Here is an 18,113-nt window from a genome sequence, read left to right as displayed (position 1 = left end):
CGATAGGTTCGAGTTGCCCGCTTATCAAGCCAGGAAAGCGGTGCCCACCACGACGATGCCCAGCACCAGGTTCACGCCCACCCAGCGGCGGATGGCAGCCATGGCCTGGCCGCCGCGCGGCCAGTCGGACGCGGCCACGGCGCCGGCCAGCCGTTTGTACAGCACAAAGCGGATGTGGCCGAAGATGGCCATCATCACCAGCCCACCGGTTGCCATCAACGTCCAGTTCAGCGGCATGAAGAACTTGCCGCCAGTCTGGGCGGCCTGGCTGGCCGCCTGCCCGATCATCGACATCCCGGTCAGCAAGATCAGCACGATGGCCACCAGCACGGTATTCAGGAACGGTCCCAGCACCGAGGCCATTAGCGGCAGGCGCGCTTTGGGTTCCCACTTCGCGGCCGCCGGCCGCAGAAAACAGTGCGCGAACAGCATGCCGCCGACCCACAGGATCACGGCCATCACGTGGATGAATGTCAAGACGCTATAGAACATGGAGTCAGCCCGAGTCGTTATGCGGCCGCGGGGCGCGGCAGATGTGTGCCGATGATATCTCCCCGCCCGCGTTTCACCCTACTTGACGGAAGCGCAGTCTTTGCAATTAGAATGAGATTGATTTGTATTTGTAATCTAGCATTCTGGGAGCCCCTCGTGCCTAACCCCGTGCTCGCCTCTGGCGACACTGTCCAATGCTTGTACCGCAGCCACCATGGGTGGCTGCAAAATTGGCTGCGCGCGAAGCTGGGCAACGCCTTCGACGCGGCCGACCTGGCCCAGGACACGTTTGTCCGCGTGCTGCGCCACCGCCAAGAGCTGGACGCGCTGCGTGAACCGCGCGCGTATCTGACGACCATCGCCAAGCGCCTGATGCTGAATCACCATCGGCGCCGCTCCATCGAAGCCGCCTACCTGGAAGCGCTGGCGTTGATGCCCGAACGGCTGGCGCCGCCGGCCGAACAGCGTCTGATCATCCTGGAAACCCTGCAAGAAATCGACGAAATGCTGGCCGGCCTGCCGCTGCGTGCGCGGCAGGCTTTTCTGATGGCGCAGCTGGAAGAACTTAGCCATGCCGACATCGCGCAGCGCCTGAATGTGTCGCTGCGATCGGTGCACCGCTATATCGCCCGGGGGTTCGAGCAATGCATCATGGCGGTCAGTTGAACAGCGCGGGCGGCGAGCTGCCCGCCGTCGAACGCCAGGTGGCGCGCGAGGCCGCGCGCTGGCTGCTGCGCCTGGGTTCGGGCCGCGCCACCGACGCCGACGTGCGCGCCTGCGATCAATGGCGCGCCAGCAAGGCGGAACACGAACACGCCTGGCAGCGCGCACAGCGCGTCAACGAACGTTTTGGCCTGATCCCGTCCGCGTTGGGCATGGCCACCTTGAATCGACCCGAGCTCAAGCCGCGCCGCGCGGCACTGAAAACGCTGGTGGCGTTGATCGTGGCTGGCCCGGTGGGTTGGGCCGCATGGCGCGCCGACCCGCTGGACTGGACGGCCGACTACCGCAGCGGCGCGGGGCAGCGGCGCGACATCACGCTGGCCGATGGGTCCACGCTGCAACTGAATACGGCCAGCGCGGTGGACGTGGCTTTCGATGCCTCCACCCGCTTGGTGAGATTGCGAGCGGGTGAAATGGCCGTGCACGCGGTGGCCGATGCGCAGCCCGGCGCGCGCCCGTTCGTCGTGCGCACGGCGCTGGGCGATATCGAGGCGCCGCCGTCGCGCTTTTGCGTCCGCCAGGATGGCGTGCAATGCCAGATCAGCGTGCAGGAAGGCCGGGTACGTGCGGGCCGGGCCGGCCGCATGGTCGATATCGCGGCGGGCCAGCAGGGCACCCTGACCTCGACCGGCGCGCTTGGCCCCGCGCCCGCCGATCCGCATGCCGGCGACTGGACCCGCGGTGTGCTGCATGCCGGCCAGATGCGCCTGGACGCCTTCGCGCGCGAGCTGGGCCGCTATCGGCAGGGCGTGTTGCGCTGCGACCCCGATGTGGCCCATTTGCGCATCTCCGGCGCGTTCCAACTGGCCGATACCGACGCCGTGCTGGCCGCCTTGCCCGCTACCTTGCCGGTGCAAGTGCGCTACCGCACGCCCTATTGGGTGACCATCGGGCCGCGCGATTCGGCGGCATGATCGCCACCGTTACAAATTACCCGCGGATGCGCTGTCCGGTTCGCCGATCACGCGGGTCATGGTCTGTATAGGCAAACGAATGCCGATACCCGTTGGATCGAAAGGACGACCATGGCTTATCTTCCCGCCAGCCGCGCAAGCGGCTCCCGAACCTTAGCGGACGCGCCGCCGCGCCAGACGCGACAGACGCGCCTGCGCCACGCCGTGCGCGCCGCGCTGGCGCTGGCCGCCGCTGCCGCCGCGCTGCCGCCCCAGGCCGCCGCGCAGGGCATTGCCGCGTCGGCCAGCGCGCCCACGGCCGCCGCCGCACGCGATGCACGCGCCTATCGCATCGCCGCCGGCACGCTGGCCGACGCGCTGCCGCGCTTTGCCGACAGCGCGGGTGTGACGGTGCTGTTCGATGCCGCGCTGGTGGGGCAACGCCGCACGCCCGGGCTGACGGGCACCTACACCGTGGCGGACGGCTTTGCGCGCCTGCTGGACGGCAGCGGCCTGGCCGTACAGGAACGCAGCCGCAACGTGTTCGTGGTGCAAGCGGCCATGCCCGGCATCACACAGCTGGCGCCCGTCAAGGTAGAAGGCGAGGGCGCGGTCGCCACGCCCGCCTGGGAAACCAGCACCGACCGCAAGCGCATGGACGAGCTGCAAATCAAAAACTGGAGCGACCTGGGCAAGCGCGCCGAACCGGGCGTGAGCTTTAACCGGTCCAACAACAGCATCAACATTCGCGGCCTGGATCAAGACCGCGTGCTGACCCGCGTGGACGGCATCCGGCTGCCCTGGCTGGATGACGGCGCGCGCGGCGTGAAGGGCGGGCTGGAAGCGGTGGACTTCAACAGCCTGTCGCGCCTGGACATCGTGCGCGGCGCGGACGCCAGCGCGGGCGGCTCCGGCGCCATCTCGGGCATTGCCGACCTGCGCACGCTGGACCCGTCCGACCTGTTGACGGACGGCAAGACCTTTGGCGCATTGGCCAAGACCGACTACGACTCCGCCGATTCCAGCTGGGGCGCCAACGCGGCGCTGGCCGGCCAGATCCACAGCAACACGTTCTGGCTGGTGCAGGCCGGCGTGCGCAACGGCCATGCCTTGGACAACCGGGGCGACGTGGGCGGCTACGGCCCCAAGCGCAGCGAACCCAGCCCTGAAGACTACGACCAGCGCAGCTTCCTCTTGAAGCTGCAACAACGCGTCGAAGGCGGCCACCGCTTCGGCCTGACCGGCGAAACCTTCAAGCGCAAGGCCGACATCGACAACATGTTCGAACAGGGGGCGGGCACCAGTTATCTGTACGGCGAGAACAGCACAAAGAAAGAGACCGAGCGCGAGCGCGTGTCGTTCGACTATTCGTACCAGGCGCCCGGCGCCGGCGGCCTGATTGATTCGGCCACCGCCGTCGTCTACTGGCAGCGCGTGCGGCTGGACAATTCGCTGGACGGCATGCGCAGCGTGGATTCCCGCGCGCGCATCATCCCGGGCGACCCGTTCCGCTACGGCTTTCCCAGCGGCCCATACGGGCGCAGCAATTCCATCCAGCAGACGCTCTTTGGCGTGAACGGCGAATTGACCAAGCGGCTGGCCGGCACGTCCGTGTCGCAGCTATGGACCCTGGGCGGCGAGTGGTACGGCAACAAGACCGAGCAGAATTCCAGCGGCTACGACAATTGCCCGGCCATACGCCCCGGGTTGCCCGCGCCGTTCGGCCCGCGTTCGTGCGACATGCTGCACACCAACCAGGCCGACGTGCCGCAGTCCAAGGGCAACCAATGGGCGCTGTGGGTGCAGGACGAATTCAGCTTTGCCGACGGCCGCTACACCGTCATGCCGGCCCTGCGCTACGACCACTACGAACAAAAGCCGCAATCCACCGACAGCTACGCCAGCAACCCGAACGCGGCCGCGCTGCCGCCGTCCAACAGCGGCAGCCGCTTCTCGCCCAAGCTGCTGGGCACATGGAAGGCCCGGGACGACCTGAGCCTGTACGCGCAGTACGCCTACGGCTTCAAGGCGCCCAGCGCCAGCCAGCTCTATACCAACTACGGCGGCCCCGGCACCTACTTGCGCGTGGGCAATCCGTACCTGGAACCCGAAACCAGCAAGGGCTGGGAACTGGGCGCCAAGATCGGTTCCGACGACCTGGGCGGTGCGGTATCGTTCTTTGATAATCGTTATCAGAACTTCATCGATACCAATCAGCCGCTGGACGCCAGCTCGCCGCAATGGCAAACCGGTTGGGCAGGGCAGTATCCGCTGGGCGTGACCGGCAACGTCAACCGGGGCAAGGTGCGCATCTATGGCGCCGAAGCCAGCGCGCACTGGAAGTTTTCGCCGGGCTGGCGCACCTGGGGCTCGCTGGCCTGGGCCGTGGGCAAGGACGAAGGCACGGGCCAGTATCTGAACTCGGTCGCGCCGTTAAAGGCCATTCTGGGTGTGGGCTACGGACGCGACGTATGGGGCGTGGACGCCATGCTGACTACCGCGCTCAAGCGCGACAAGGTCGAATACCCCGAGGCATCGGCCACTACCCCCAACGCCGACTTCCAGGCGCCGGGCTATGGTGTGGTGGACTTGATGGGTTACTGGCGGCCCACCGCCGTCAAGGGATTGCAGGTGCAGGCTGGCGTGTTCAACCTGTTCGACAAGAAGTACTGGGAAGCCATCAACGTGCCGACGGCCGGGTCGCTGGCCTTGCCGCGCACGGTGGACTGGTACACCGAACCCGGACGCAGCGTGCGCGTGTCCCTGACGTACCAGTATTGATATTGATCACGCGTCGCCGCCGGGCATCCGCCGGGCGGCGGCGCTAAACGGAACCCTTGGGCTGGAGGCCTACGATGACGAATCAAGATTTCACGACCCGCGCCAACGAACTGCGCGCCCGCAACGAAGCCCTGTCCGCCACGCAACCGAAGCTGCGCGCGCGCAATCTGGCACAGGCGCTGAATGTGTCCGAGGCCGAATGGATTGCCGCCGGCTGTGGCGGCGTTCAATCCACCGCGCTGCATGGTTCACCGCAAGAGATCTTTCGCGAACTGGGCACGCTGGGCGAAGTGATGGCATTGACGCGCAACGACTGGTGCGTGCACGAACGCCACGGCGAATACCTGGACATTCAGGCCGACGGCCCGGTGGGTCTGGTGTTGGGGCCCGACATCGACTTGCGCGTGTTCTTTACCGCCTGGAAATCGGCCTGGGCCGTTCAGCAGGATGGCCGCCACAGCCTGCAATTCTTCGACGGCGCGGGCGTGGCGGTGCACAAGGTGTATCGCACCGACGCCACCAACGCCGCCGCCTATGACGCGCTGGTCGCCAAGTTCGCGGGCCAGGCGCAATGGCCCGACACGCAAGCCTATGCGCCCGCCACCGACGCCGCTCAGGTCGACGACCCGGCCGCCTTCCGGCAAGCCTGGCTGGCCATGCAGGACACGCACGAATTCTTCCCCTTGCTGCGCAAGTTCAAGGTGACGCGGCTGGCGGCGTTGGCGGCGGTGGGTCAAGACCTGGCGCAGCCCGTGCCGGCCGAATCCGTGGAACGCATGTTGCAGTCGGCTGCGGCGTCGGCGCTGCCCATCATGTGCTTTGTGGGCAACCGCGGCATGATCCAGATCCATACCGGCCCGGTGCGGGAATTGCGCCGCATGGGCCCTTGGTACAACGTGCTGGACCCGAAGTTCAACCTGCACCTGGACACCACCGCCATCGCCTCGGCATGGGTGGTGAACAAGCCGACCTCCGATGGGTGGGTCACGTCGCTGGAGGTCTATGCCGACACGGGCGACCTGATCGTGCAGTTCTTCGGTGAACGCAAGCCCGGCAAGCCGGAGCTGGCCGGCTGGCGCGAGTTGCTGGTTGGCCTGTGCGATGCGCCGCTGGCGGTCTGAGGACGTGCGATGAAAAAATGGTCGGCAATCGCCATGCCAAAGGCAATGGCAAGGGCATTGGCAAAAGCAAAGGCATTGGCAAAAGCAAAGGCATTGGCAAGGGCTGTGGCGGTGGCGATGGCATTGGGCTGCGGCGCAGCGGCCGGCGTGCACGCCGCTGAACCCGGCCGCGTGGTAAGCCTGGGCGGCAGCGTCACCGAAATCGTCTATGGCCTGGGCGAGGGCGACCGGCTGGTGGGGGACGACCTGTCCAGCCTGTACCCCGAAGCCGCCACGCGCCTGCCGCGCGTGGGCTATTACCGCGCCGTGCCGGTGGAAGGCGTGCTGTCGCTCAAACCCGACCTGGTGCTGGCCTCGGAACAGGCCGGGCCGCCCGACGCGCTCAAGCGTCTGGCGGGCGTGGGGGTGCGCGTCGTTACGGTGCCGGATGCGCCGTCGGTGGATTCACTGAAGGCGCGCATCCGCGCCGTGGCCGACGCGCTGGGCGTGGCGCCGGCCGGCGAACGCATGGTGGACAAGGTCACGCAGGAACTCGCGCGTGCCCAGGCCATTGCCCCCACGCGGGCGCGCGCGCTGTTGCTGATGAACCGCACGGGCACGCCGCAGGGCGCGGGCCGCGACACCGCTGCCAATGAAGTCATGCAGCTGGCCGGCCTGACCAATGTGCTGCATGACCAGCAGGGCTACAAGCCCCTGTCGGCCGAGGCCATCGGCGCGTTGGCGCCTGACCTCATCGTGGTGACGCAAGCGTCGCTGGAGGCCACCGGCGGCATGGACAAGTTCCTGGCGCAGCCGGGCGTTGCCGGCTCGCCGGCGGCCGCCAAGCGTCGCGTGGTGGTCATGGACGACCTGCTGATCCTGGGCATGGGGCCGCGCCTGCCGCTGGCGCTGACCCAGCTTAAACAAGAGGTGGCCGATGTCATGGCGCGTTAGCGCGCCGACGGCCTTGGCGCTGCTGGCCCTGGCCTTGCTGCTGGCCGTGCTAGGCGCGACGGCGCACGGCGCCGTGACGATCCCGCTGCGCGAATTGCCCGCGCTGCTGTGGGGCACGCCCACGCCCGAGAATGCCCTGTGGCGCAATGTGCTGATCGACATCCGCTTGCCGCGCGTGCTGTTCGCGGTGGTGACGGGGGCGGGGCTGGCGATAGCGGGTGCGGCCATGCAGGCCTTGTTTCGCAACCCCTTGGCGGAACCGGGCCTGATCGGTATTTCAGCGGGCGGCGCGCTAGGCGCCGTTGCCGCCATCGTGCTGACCTCGGGCGGCTTCTGGGTCACCGCGCCGTCCGCCTTCGTGGGCAGCCTGCTGGCGACGATGTGCGCGTATGCCGTCGGCCGGCGCGTGCCCGGCGTGGCGGGCCTGCTGCTGGCCGGCGTGGCGATCACGGCGATGTCGTTCAGTGTGATCGGCCTGTTCACCTTCGTGGCCACCGACGCGCAGTTGCGCGACTTGACCTTCTGGAACATGGGCAGCCTGGGCGGCGCCAACTGGCACGTGCTGGCCTTCCTGGCGCCGTGGGTGCTGCTGATGAGCGCGTGGTTGATTTCCCAGTGGCGCGTGATGAACGCCTTGCTGCTGGGCGAGCGCGAGGCCCAGCATCTGGGCTACGCGCTCAAGCGGGTGCGCGCGCAACTGGTGCTGGCCAGCGCGCTGATCGTCGGTCCGCTGGTGGCGGCTACCGGCACCATCGTCTTCGTCGGGCTGGTGGTGCCGCATCTGGTGCGCATGACGCTGGGCGCCAATCACCGCTGGCTGCTGCCGGCCACCGTGCTGGCCGGTGGCCTGGCCCTGGTGCTGGCCGACTGGATGGCGCGCACCGTCGTCGTGCCGGCCGAACTGCCGATCGGCCTGGTCACGGGCCTGGTCGGCGGCCCGTTCTTCCTGTGGCTGCTGGCGCGCGGCCGGAGGCTGGCATGACATCGCGCACGCAGGTTCCGGTCGGACAGGCGCAGGCCACGCCGACGCCACTCGCCCAGGCGCCGCTCGCACAGGCGCAGGCTGCACAGACGAAGGCTGCACAGATGCAACCCGCCCCCCGCACGGCCGGGCACGCCGCGGGCGGACAAGCCCTGGCGGCCCACACGCTGAGCTTGTCTCGCGGCGGTGCGCGCATCCTGACCGACGTGTCACTGGAGGTGCGCCCCGGCGAGGTCGTGGGCTTGCTGGGCGCCAACGGCGCGGGCAAATCCACCTTGCTGGGTGCGCTGGCGGCCGAGCTATCGGCCGATGCCGGCCAGATAACGCTGGACGGCGCGCCGCTTGCCGGCATGGCGCTGCGCCAGCAGGCGCGACGCCGGGCGGTGCTGCCGCAAAAGCCAGGCCTGACCTTCGACCTGGGCGTGCGTGAGGTGGTGGCAATGGGCGCCTACCCGTTCGCTGAACTGGCGCCTGCACAGGTCGATGCGCTGGTGGCCCACGCGCTGGGCCTTGCCGATGTGGCGCATCTGGCCGGCCGCCGCTACCCGGAACTGTCGGGCGGTGAACAGCAGCGCGTGCAATTCGCGCGTGTGCTGGTGCAATGCCACGCCGCCCGCGCACCCGGCGAGGCACGTTACCTGTTGCTGGACGAACCCACCGCCAGCCTGGACCCGAAGCACCAGGGCGATCTGCTGCGCCGCGCCTGGGAACTGGCGCATGAGGGCAATACAGGCGTCCTGGTGATTCTGCACGACATGAATCTGGCCGCGCGCTGGTGCGACCGCCTGTTGCTGCTTAACGCCGGCCATGCCATCGCGCAAGGCACCCCCGCCCGGGTGCTGACGGCGGCCAACCTGCACCTGGCCTACGGCATCGACGCCCAGGTGATCGCCCACCCGTTGCAGCCTGACCGACTGCTGGTCCTGACGAGGTAACGGGCAGGGCGGCGCGCGCCGTTCGGTGCGGTGGCGCGCGGCGGCGCGGGGCCGGTAAAATGGCGGCCGAGGTACACCGCGTCATACACTGCGGGCGTAGACAGCAGTGATAAGCGGCCGTCGTACGCGGCAGTGGTAAGCGGCAGCGGTAAGCGGCCGTCGTACGCGGCGGTCGCACGCGGCAGTCGCACGCGGCAGTCGTGCGTGGCAGTCGCACGCGGCAGTCGCACGCGGCAGTCGTGCGCGGCAGTCATACCCAGCGTTAACCAAAGCGCCGCCTGATGCAGGCGGCTCTGACGTTCATCCCTATTTTTCATCATCCAACAGGACCCGTGTCATGCCTACTTTTGACGTCGTCTCCGAAGTCGACAAACACGAACTCACCAACGCCATCGATCAGGCCAACCGCGAACTGTCCACCCGCTTCGACTTCAAGGGCAGCGACGCCAAGTTCGAACTGGAAGGCTTTGTCGTCACCCAGGTGGCCTCCAGCGCGTTCCAGCTCAAGCAAATGCTCGACATCCTGCGCGGCCGCCTGTCGGCGCGTGGCATCGATGTGCGCTGCCTGGACGTGGCCGACCCGCTGGAAAACCTGGGCGGCGCCCGCCAGAAGGTCACCATCAAGCAGGGTATCGAACAGCCCGTGGCCAAGAAGCTGATCGCCGCCATCAAGAACGCCAAGCTCAAGGTGGAATCGCAGATCAACGGTGACAAGCTGCGTATCACCGGCAAAAAGCGCGACGACCTGCAATCGGCCATCGCACTGTTGAAGAAGACCGACGTCGACCTGCCCTTGCAGTTCGAAAACTTCCGCGACTAAGCGCCCCGGCCCGCCGCCATGGGGCATTCCAGCGAACTGCAATTGGTGGTTGAGCTGGCCCGTGCCGGCGGCATGTCGGCGGCTGCCCGCCAACTGGATGTGACGCCGGCTGCTGTCAGCAAACGGCTGGCGCAGATCGAAGCGCGGCTGGGCGTGCGCCTGTTCAACCGCAGCACGCGGCGCCTGAGCCTGACGGCCGAAGGCGAGGTCTACCTGGAAAGCGCCCGCCGCATCCTGGGCGACATCGAAGACCTGGACGCGCTGATCGCCAGCCGCCAGGACACCCCGCGCGGCCGTTTGAAAGTTAACGCGCCGCTGGGCTTTGGGCGCAGCTACATTGCGCCGGCCATCGCGGAATTTTCCACGCAGTATCCCGACGTGATGTTGCAATTGCAGCTGACCGACAGCCCCGCCGACTTCGTGCAGGATGCGTTCGACGTGGCGGTGCGCTTCGGCGACCTGCCCGACACGCGCTTGATCGCCCGCAAGATCGCGCCCAACCGCCGGCTGGTGTGCGCATCGCCGGCCTACCTGAAAGCGCATGGCGTGCCGCTGACCCCGCACGACCTGACGCGGCACCAGTGCATCGTGCTGCGCCAGAACGAAGACGCCTACAGCCTGTGGCGCTTCACCAAGGGCCGGCGCAGCGAAACCGTGAAGGTGCGGGGCACGTTAAGCAGCAACGATGGGGAAGTCACGCTGACCTGGGGGCTTGCCGGCCTGGGCATCTTGCAGCGCGCCGAATGGGATCTGGCGCGCTACCTGCGCAGCGGCCGGCTGGTGCACGTGCTGGAAGACTACGCGTTGCCGCAGGCGGACATCTACGCCGTGTTCCCCGAACGCCACCACCTGTCCGCCAAGGTCCGCGTCTTTGTGGATTTTTTGGTGGGCTATTTTCAGCGCGATAAACAGGCAGCCTGGTAGGGAAGGATGCGCGGCCCTGCGCAGAAGCCACCAGGGGAGTGGCAAGCGGCAGACTGGACCGACAGCACGCAGCACGCAGCAGACAGCAGACAGCAGACAGCCGGCAGCAGACAGCAGACAGCAGGCCGCCCCGTCCTCAATCCGCCGCGCTCAACCCGCCGACCACAGATGCTGCGCGGCATACGCGCGCCATGGCCGCCATGAGTCGGACCGCGCCAGCAACTGCGCGGGCGTGTAGGGCCGCGCTTCCAATTTCTCCAACGTACGGATCAAGCCGATGTCCGCGCTGGGAAACGCATCCGGTTCGCGCAACTGGCGCAACGCAATGTACTGCGCCGTCCACTCTCCGATACCGCGTATTGCGCGCAGCCGCTTGACCGCGTCTTCCAGACTGCTGCCCGGATCGAACAAACGTGGGTCCGCCACCGCCGCAGCCGCCACCGCCGACAGCGTGGCCGCGCGGCTGCGCGGCATGCCCAGACCGGCAAGCTCCGCGTGGGCTAACGCTGGCGGCTCGGGAAAACAATGGGTCAGGCCGTCCTCGGGCTGCGTCAGCCATGCGCCATGCGCGGCAACCAGCTTGCCCGCCAGCCGGATAGCCGCCGACACGGTGATCTGCTGGCCCAGCACCGCGCGCATCGCCAATTCAAATCCGTCCCAGGCGCCCGGCACGCGCAAGCCAGGGCGCGCCGCGATCAACGCCGCCATCACCGGGTCATGCGCGAACTGCGCCGCCAGCGCAACTGGGTCGCTGCCCAGGTCGAACAGCCGCCGGATCCGCGCAATGATCGTCGGCAAGGCATTCACGCGCGCCACGCGCACCGTGGCCTGCAACGCGTTGCCCGTGCCCGGCCGCACGCTGATCGTGCCCTGCATGCCATCCACGCTGACCGTGCGCGCATAGCCATCGCCATCCACGCGCTCCATGCCGGGTATGGCCCGCATCCGCAGAAAATCCAGCATGGCCGCCCAGTCGTAAGGCGGCCGGTAGCGCAGCAACAGCTTGATTTCGCCTTGCGCGGCGTAGGGCACATCGGGCCGGGCCGAACGCCGCAGCGCGCCGGGCGCGCGCCCGAACAGCGCCAGGAAGGTTTCGTTAAAGCGGCGAATGCTGCCAAAGCCGGAAGCGAAGGCAATGTCGGCCATGGGCAGCTGGGTTTCGTGGATCAGTTGCTTGGCCAGCAGCACACGCCGGGTTTGCGCCACGGCCACCGCCGACGCACCCAGATGCTGGCGAAACAGCCGGCGTAGTTGCCGGTCGCCCACGCCCAGCCTGGCGGCCAGCGCGTCCACGCCGGCATCGTCCAGGGCGCCCGCCTCGATCAGCGCCAGCGCGCGCGCCACGCTGTCCGGTAGTTCACGCGGGGGGCCAAGGTCGGGCGCGGTTTCCGGGCGGCAGCGCAGGCAAGGGTGAAACCCCGCTTCTTGCGCGGCGGCGGCGCTGCTAAAAAACGTGACATTGCGAGATAGCGGCGTGCGCGCCGGGCACACCGGGCGGCAATAAATGCGCGTGGTCTTCACCGCCGTGAAGAAGCGCCCGTCGTAACGGGCGTCGCGCACGCTGATGGCGCGGTAGCAGGCGTCGTGGTCCAGGTTCATGCCGCCATGCTAGCGCCGCCGGCAGGCGGGCATCTAGCGGTTTTCGGACAGTGTTGTGCCGATGATATTGCTGTCCGAAAACCGCCGGCACATCCACCGCGCGGCACGCCTGCGCTTGGCCAAAAGCGCGGGCATGGGCGCGCATGTAAAGAAGTCGTCGCGCTTTGCAAACCCTTGTGACAGCTCTGAATGACTTTGTAGCGTGTTAAGCAACACGACGGCATATGATGCGTTCCCTTTTTCGGAGAACAGATTTTTATGTCGCGCCCCTTGTGCATGTCCGCTATTTTGGCCGCCACGTTGATGCTCGCCGCGTGCGGTGACGACAACGCCAAGCCGCAAGCAAAAGCCGCTGAAGCCAGCACCGCCCAGGCCGAGATCGTCAAGTACAACCAGTACGTTGACGCGGCCAACAGCATCAGCCAGTCGTTTGATGAAACGCTGGACCAGTACAACAAGTACATGGTGCCCAAGATGGCCGACAAGAAGCCCGTGAAGGACTACGTCATCGGCAACGACATCATGGTGCTGCGCACCAAGGAAAAGCTGGAAAAGGCCCTGGCCATGAAGCCGGCCATCCCCGAGATCGACGCGCCCGCCAAGAACTTTGCCGACGCGCTGGGCAAGCTGGCCCCGCTGTCCACCGAATTGCAAAACTACGCCGCCGCCAAGACCTTCCTGTCGGATAACGGCGCGCTGGCACGCGAGAAAAGCCCGGCCTACGTGGCCGCGCTGACCGACGTGGCCAAGGCCGAAAGCGCCTTCTACCATGGCATTTCCGTAAAGGACACGGCCAACACCAAGGAAGCGTTCGAGAAGGCCAAGAAGGACACCGTGGCCTACTACCGCGCGGGCATGGTCTATTACGGCAAGTCCACGCTGGACCAGGCCACCGGCATTTTCGAAGGCACCGGCCTGGGCGACAAGAAGGACGCGTTCAAGCAGCAGCTGGACAAGCTGAATGAGATGACGCTGGGCTTTGACAAGAAGACCCGCGAGGCCGATCCCAAGGGCTGCGCCAGCACGATGATGCAGGCCAACGCCTTCCTGGCCGCCGGCCGCAAGGTACTGGAAAACACGGACAGCGGCCGCTACAAGCAGGACGCCGAACGCACCGGCGCCTTCAAGATGATGCGCCCCACCATCGTGGACGACGCCTACAGCCTGCGCCAGACGTTCAACAACCTGATCAACAACCTGAACGTCAACCGCTGCTGATCATCGCTGCGGATCACCGCCGCGCCATCTTCAACTTCAGGTTGAAGATGTTGTGAGCGGCGCTGCGCGCACGGCGCGCAGCGCTCGGTACATTGCCGACAGACCCTTACCCGCAAGGAGCCTGTCGGCTTATGAAGACCTACCGCATCGCAACCATCCCCGGCGACGGCATTGGCAAGGAAGTGATTCCGGCCGGCCAGCGCGTCATGCAGGCCATTGCCGACGAAGGCGGCCTGCAATTCGAATTCCAGAACTTCGATTGGGGCGGCGACTATTACCGCCAGCACGGCGTGATGATGCCCGCCGATGGCCTGGACGCCTTGCGCGACAAGGACGCCATCCTGTTCGGCTCGGCCGGTGACCCCGACATTGCCGACCACATCACCCTGTGGGGCCTGCGCCTGAAGATCTGCCAGGGCTTTGACCAGTACGCCAACGTGCGTCCCACGCGCATCCTGCCCGGCATCGACGCGCCGCTAAAGCGCTGCACGCCCGAGCAACTGAACTGGGTCATCGTGCGCGAAAATTCCGAAGGCGAATATTCCGGCGTGGGTGGCCGCGTGCATCAGGGCCATCCCATCGAGGCCGCTACCGACGTGTCCATCATGACGCGGGCCGGCGTTGAACGCATCCTGCGCTTTGCCTTCAAGCTGGCGCAATCCCGCCCGCGCAAGCTGTTGACCGTCATCACCAAATCCAACGCGCAGCGCCACGCCATGGTCATGTGGGACGAGATCGCGCTGCAAGTCAGCCGCGAATTTCCCGACGTCACCTGGGACAAGGAACTGGTCGACGCCGCCACCGCGCGCATGGTCAACCGGCCCGCGTCGCTGGACACCATCGTGGCCACCAACCTGCACGCCGACATCCTCAGCGACCTGGCCGCCGCGCTGGCCGGCAGCCTGGGCATCGCGCCCACCGGCAACATCGACCCGGAACGCCGCTACCCCTCCATGTTCGAACCCATCCACGGATCGGCCTTCGACATCATGGGGCAAGGCCTGGCCAACCCGGTGGGCACGTTCTGGTCGGTGGTCATGCTGCTGGAACACCTGGGCGAGACGGACGCGGCGGCGCGTTTGATGCAAGCCATTGAACGCGTCACGGCCACCCCGGCGCTGCATACTCGCGACCTGGGCGGACAGGCGCGCACCGATGACGTCACCGAGGCCGTCTGCGCGCAGCTGGCGCAGGGCTGGCAGGTCAAGGCGGCGTAGCGGCACGCGCCGCCCGCGGCGATACCCGGACACCGCGACAGGGCGCAAGACCCCGAGGCAGCAAGCTTCACGCGGTGACCCGGCAATACAACAAGAAGCGAAGTCCATTCGTATTCCAAGGAGACAAGCATGTTCAAGCAACGATTCCGCGTGCGCGCGTTGGCGCTCGCCTGCGCGATGGGCCTGCCCTTGATGGGCGGGGCCGCCATGGCGCAGACGTATCCGGCCCGGCCGATCAGCCTGGTGGTGCCATTTCCGGCGGGCGGCACCACCGACGTGTTGGCGCGCGCCCTGGGGCAGGAACTGTCCAAGAGCCTGGGCCAGCCCGTGGTGGTGGAAAACAAGCCGGGCGCGGGCTCGACGCTGGGCGCCGACTACGTGGCCAAGGCAGCGCCCGACGGCTACACGCTGCTGATGGGCGCGGTGCATCACACCATCGCCACCAGCGTCTACAAGAGCCTGCACTACGACTTTCAGAAGGACTTCGCGCCGGTGACGACGGTGGCGCTGGTGCCCAACGTGCTGGTCGTCAACCCCAAGCTGGACGCCACCACCGTGCAAGGCCTGCTCAAGCTGGCGCAGGCTGCGCCGGGCAAGCTGACGTATGGGTCCAACGGCATGGGCACGGGGCAACACCTGATCGGTGCGCAGTTCGAGCAGCAGGGCCACGTCAAGCTGCTGCACGTGCCGTACAAGGGCAGCGGGCCGTTGACCACCGATTTGCTGGGCGGCCAGATCGATATGTCGTTCGACACCATCACGCCCGTGCTCGCGCACATCCAAAGCGGCAAGCTGCGCGCGCTGGCCGTCACCACCGATCAGCGTTCGGCCGCGTTGCCCAATGTGCCGACGATGCAAGAGGCGGGCATCAAGCCCTTCAACATGGGGACGTGGTTTGGCGTGTTGGCGCCGGCCGCCGCGCCCGCCGAGGTGGTGACGCGGCTGAACGCCGAGATGGTGAAGATCATCCATTCGCCCGACTTCGCGCGCCGGATGGCCGAGATCGGGGCGGTGCCGATTGGCGATACGCCCGAGCAGATGCGCGCCCGTATCGGCGCGGACACCACCAACTACGCCAAGCTGGTCAAAGACGCGAACGTTGCGATCAACTGAGCGATCCGCCTTGCGCGGGCGCCAGGGGAAGCGGACCCCGGCAGGCGCGCTGCGCCGGGTTGATCCGCCGACCGTCTACGCGCGGAACCAGCCGCGTGCAATCGGCAAGGCCAGCAGTTTGCGGTAAATGCCTTGCGTGGCCAGCGTCAGCGGTGCGCCGACGCGATTCCACACCGCCGCGGTAATCGCCGCGGCGATGGGCGCCAGCACCAGGCCGCCCGCGATGTCCAAGGGGAAATGCACGCCCAGATAGACGCGCGCCGTACCGACGACGGCGGCGCCCAGCAACGCAAGCCAGCCCCAGGCCGCCCAGCGCCGGTCCAGGATCAGCGCGAACGCAAAGGTGGCAATGATGATGGTGTGGTTGCTGGGGAAGGAAGAGGTCGCCTTGTGCGGAAAGAACGCATGGCCCAGCCCCAGCACGAACGGACGCGGCTGCGGCCACAGCGCCCCGCACAGATAGCTGATGAACAGCGCGGCGCCGATGCTGGCCAGCACCTTCAGCGCCAGGCTGCGTTGCGGCTGCCCGCCCCACAACCACAGCGCGGCCAGCGCGCCGGGAACCAGCAGGATCAGCCGGTTGGCGATCAGCATGGCGGCGTGGATGCGCCAGGCGGGCGAAGCCGGGTCGGCGTTGATCGAAAGAAACAGGGAATGGTTCAGGCTGTCCAGGAAATCCATGACACGTCATCGCAGCGTAATAAACAATAGCCGCGATGGTAATGGGGTTTCCCGTCAGTCCGCTTACAAAGTGCGTCGCCGTGCTGGGTTTTACTTCTGGACACGCGAGGCCGGCCGCAGCCTGATTCGGTCAAACCTCATCCTTTCAGCTTCTTGCCCAAGCGCCGCCAACCGATTACCACGCCGGTCAGGCTCAACGCCGCGCCGCCCAGGCTCAACACGATCAGCAGCACGTCCCACACCGGCCGGCGCGACAACAGGCCGGTCCAGTCCCAGCTATGCAAGAAGGCGAACAGCCAGCGGCTGACGCGATTGCTGCGGTCTTGCCGGCCCACGATCTGGCTGGTGGCCGGGTCCAGATACACCCAGGTCGCCTGCGGGTTGTCGTAGACCACGCGCCACATCGGCAGCGGCTTTTCGACGTGGCCCAGCATCGCGTGCGCGTCTCGCGCGTAGTAGTAGAAATCGTAGTCGTGCAGGACCTGAACCTCGCGTATCGCCGCGTCGGGCAGCAGGCGCGCGGCCGACTCGCGCAGGTCTGCTTCGGCAAACGCGGTGGGCGTGGCGGCCGTGGCCGACAGCACGCGCGGCGCGCCGACGCTGCTGCGGGCCAACGCCACGTCCTGGCCGGCGGCGCGCGTCCAGGTCAGTTCGCGCGGGGCGGCAGGTAGCGCGGCAATCAGTTCACGCGGCGAGGCCAGCGGCGTCTCGGCGGCGGGGCCGGCGTACGCGCTGTGCGCCAGCGGCGCGGCCGTGCTGGTAAACAACTTCCACGGGTTCATCGACATCAGGCCGCTGAAGATCCATGTGATGGTGATGGCGGCAAACAGCAGCCCGCTGATGTGATGCCATCGCATCATGCGTTCGCGGTAGGGCGAACGGCTGCCCGTGGCGTACGGGCGCGAAAAGCGCCAGCGCAGGATGCCCACCACCGTGCCCGTCAGCGCCACCAGCACACCCGCCACCGACAGCCACACCACCACGTCATGCCACCAGCGGTCCAGCACGTTGCCGCGCAGCGGATACAGCCAGTGGATCCACGCGCCCGCGTAGTTCCAGGCGCGCTCGTTGCGCGTGGCGTCCAGCACCACCGCGCCCGTGGCCGACGACACGTACAAGCGCGTGCGCGCCGGGTCGTCCATGTCCACCCGATGCAGCGGACGGTGCACGTCCAGCGAACCCGAATGCGTGTAGACGTCTTCGTCCACGGTTTCCTGATGGCGCGCGGCGTACTGCCCGCCGAACCATGCCAGCGCCGATGCCTTCGCCACCGACGCATCGGCGGGCGGCAGCAGGGCGCCGGTGGCCGCATCCACCACCTTGGGCGGCTTGCGCGGCGCGCCGGGCACCAGATAGACCGGCGCGCCGGCACGTGTGGCGGCCAGGCTCAGGCCGATGGCATCGCTTGCCCCGGCCGCCGCCAGCGCCTGGCCGGGCGTGACGGCAAGCGTGGCCGCGTCCAGCGGGGCCAGATGCGTCAGCCGCTCGTGCGGCGTCAGCTTGGGGTAGCCCACGTACATCATCACCACGCCGGAAATAAACCACATGGCGAAGAACAGGCACAGCACAATGCCGGCCCAGCGATGGATCAGGTACAGCCAACGCTTGGCGCGCGTGGACAGTGGCGGCCCGGCGTGGCGCGCGGGCGCGCGGCTGGATGTGGTGCTCATGGCATCCCCCT

The 18,113-nt window shown here is 67.3% G+C and carries 16 protein-coding genes; 12 read left to right on the top strand and 4 right to left on the bottom strand.

Annotated features, from left to right (window positions below; all coding sequences use genetic code 11):
- Positions 1 to 24 precede the first annotated feature (24 nt).
- Positions 25 to 492, bottom strand: coding sequence for a CopD family protein (locus KYT87_RS23395; RefSeq protein ID WP_104145601.1), 468 nt, complete (start codon positions 490 to 492; stop codon positions 25 to 27).
- A 156-nt stretch (positions 493 to 648) separates the two neighbouring features.
- On the opposite strand from KYT87_RS23395, the gene KYT87_RS23390 reads away from it, so the two are divergent.
- The 9 genes from KYT87_RS23390 (at position 649) to KYT87_RS23350 (ending at position 10,604) form a co-directional block, all read left to right on the top strand.
- On the top strand, positions 649 to 1,158 hold the full coding sequence (locus tag KYT87_RS23390; protein WP_219990953.1) for a sigma-70 family RNA polymerase sigma factor: 510 nt from the start codon (positions 649 to 651) through the stop codon (positions 1,156 to 1,158).
- Positions 1,137 to 2,129: a FecR domain-containing protein gene (locus KYT87_RS23385; protein WP_219990952.1), complete on the top strand. Its 993-nt coding sequence runs from the start codon at positions 1,137 to 1,139 to the stop codon at positions 2,127 to 2,129. Before KYT87_RS23390 ends, KYT87_RS23385 begins: the two co-directional genes overlap by 22 nt.
- A 111-nt stretch (positions 2,130 to 2,240) precedes the next feature.
- On the top strand, positions 2,241 to 4,889 hold the full coding sequence (locus KYT87_RS23380) for a TonB-dependent receptor (protein ID WP_255593454.1): 2,649 nt from the start codon (positions 2,241 to 2,243) through the stop codon (positions 4,887 to 4,889).
- 74 nt (positions 4,890 to 4,963) lie between these two features.
- Entirely contained in the window at positions 4,964 to 6,010 is a 1,047-nt protein-coding gene (locus tag KYT87_RS23375; protein ID WP_219990951.1) for a hemin-degrading factor, read from the top strand.
- Positions 6,011 to 6,127: 117 nt separating this feature from the next.
- A complete protein-coding gene (locus tag KYT87_RS23370) occupies positions 6,128 to 6,943 on the top strand; it encodes a hemin ABC transporter substrate-binding protein (protein ID WP_219992757.1) in 816 nt (271 codons plus the stop codon).
- Entirely contained in the window at positions 6,927 to 7,925 is a 999-nt protein-coding gene (locus tag KYT87_RS23365; protein WP_219990950.1) for an iron ABC transporter permease, read from the top strand. The genes KYT87_RS23370 and KYT87_RS23365 overlap by 17 nt, the downstream gene beginning before the upstream one ends.
- A 104-nt stretch (positions 7,926 to 8,029) precedes the next feature.
- Positions 8,030 to 8,860 (top strand): heme ABC transporter ATP-binding protein, encoded by an 831-nt coding sequence (locus KYT87_RS23360; protein WP_219992756.1) that lies wholly within the window; start codon positions 8,030 to 8,032, stop codon positions 8,858 to 8,860.
- Between the two features lie 337 nt (positions 8,861 to 9,197).
- Positions 9,198 to 9,680: a YajQ family cyclic di-GMP-binding protein gene (locus KYT87_RS23355; protein WP_046805184.1), complete on the top strand. Its 483-nt coding sequence runs from the start codon at positions 9,198 to 9,200 to the stop codon at positions 9,678 to 9,680.
- A gap of 18 nt (positions 9,681 to 9,698) precedes the next feature.
- Positions 9,699 to 10,604, top strand: coding sequence for a LysR family transcriptional regulator (locus KYT87_RS23350; RefSeq protein WP_104145595.1), 906 nt, complete (start codon positions 9,699 to 9,701; stop codon positions 10,602 to 10,604).
- A 150-nt stretch (positions 10,605 to 10,754) separates the two neighbouring features.
- On the opposite strand, the gene KYT87_RS23345 is transcribed toward KYT87_RS23350, so the two are convergent.
- The gene (locus KYT87_RS23345) at positions 10,755 to 12,203 is read right to left on the bottom strand and encodes an AlkA N-terminal domain-containing protein (RefSeq protein WP_219990949.1); all 1,449 of its coding nucleotides are present in this window, start codon (positions 12,201 to 12,203) and stop codon (positions 10,755 to 10,757) included.
- Positions 12,204 to 12,479: 276 nt separating this feature from the next.
- Here KYT87_RS23345 and KYT87_RS23340 point away from each other — a divergent pair, with 276 nt between their 5' ends.
- The 3 genes from KYT87_RS23340 (at position 12,480) to KYT87_RS23330 (ending at position 15,751) form a co-directional block, all read left to right on the top strand.
- Complete coding sequence (locus KYT87_RS23340) at positions 12,480 to 13,421, top strand: DUF3829 domain-containing protein (protein WP_223265014.1); 942 nt, start codon at positions 12,480 to 12,482, stop codon at positions 13,419 to 13,421.
- Positions 13,422 to 13,552: 131 nt separating this feature from the next.
- Positions 13,553 to 14,638, top strand: coding sequence for a tartrate dehydrogenase (locus KYT87_RS23335; protein WP_219990948.1), 1,086 nt, complete (start codon positions 13,553 to 13,555; stop codon positions 14,636 to 14,638).
- A gap of 129 nt (positions 14,639 to 14,767) precedes the next feature.
- Positions 14,768 to 15,751 (top strand): tripartite tricarboxylate transporter substrate binding protein, encoded by a 984-nt coding sequence (locus KYT87_RS23330; protein ID WP_219990947.1) that lies wholly within the window; start codon positions 14,768 to 14,770, stop codon positions 15,749 to 15,751.
- A gap of 75 nt (positions 15,752 to 15,826) precedes the next feature.
- On the opposite strand, the gene KYT87_RS23325 is transcribed toward KYT87_RS23330, so the two are convergent.
- Positions 15,827 to 16,432 (bottom strand): phosphatase PAP2 family protein, encoded by a 606-nt coding sequence (locus KYT87_RS23325; protein WP_219990946.1) that lies wholly within the window; start codon positions 16,430 to 16,432, stop codon positions 15,827 to 15,829.
- A gap of 137 nt (positions 16,433 to 16,569) precedes the next feature.
- Complete coding sequence (locus KYT87_RS23320) at positions 16,570 to 18,102, bottom strand: PepSY-associated TM helix domain-containing protein (protein ID WP_219990945.1); 1,533 nt, start codon at positions 18,100 to 18,102, stop codon at positions 16,570 to 16,572.
- Positions 18,103 to 18,113: the final 11 nt, after the last annotated feature.

This window comes from Achromobacter sp. ES-001 (assembly GCF_019448355.1).
Lineage (GTDB): Bacteria > Pseudomonadota > Gammaproteobacteria > Burkholderiales > Burkholderiaceae_B > Achromobacter > Achromobacter spanius_B.
This window is presented reverse-complemented; position numbering and strand designations above follow the sequence as displayed.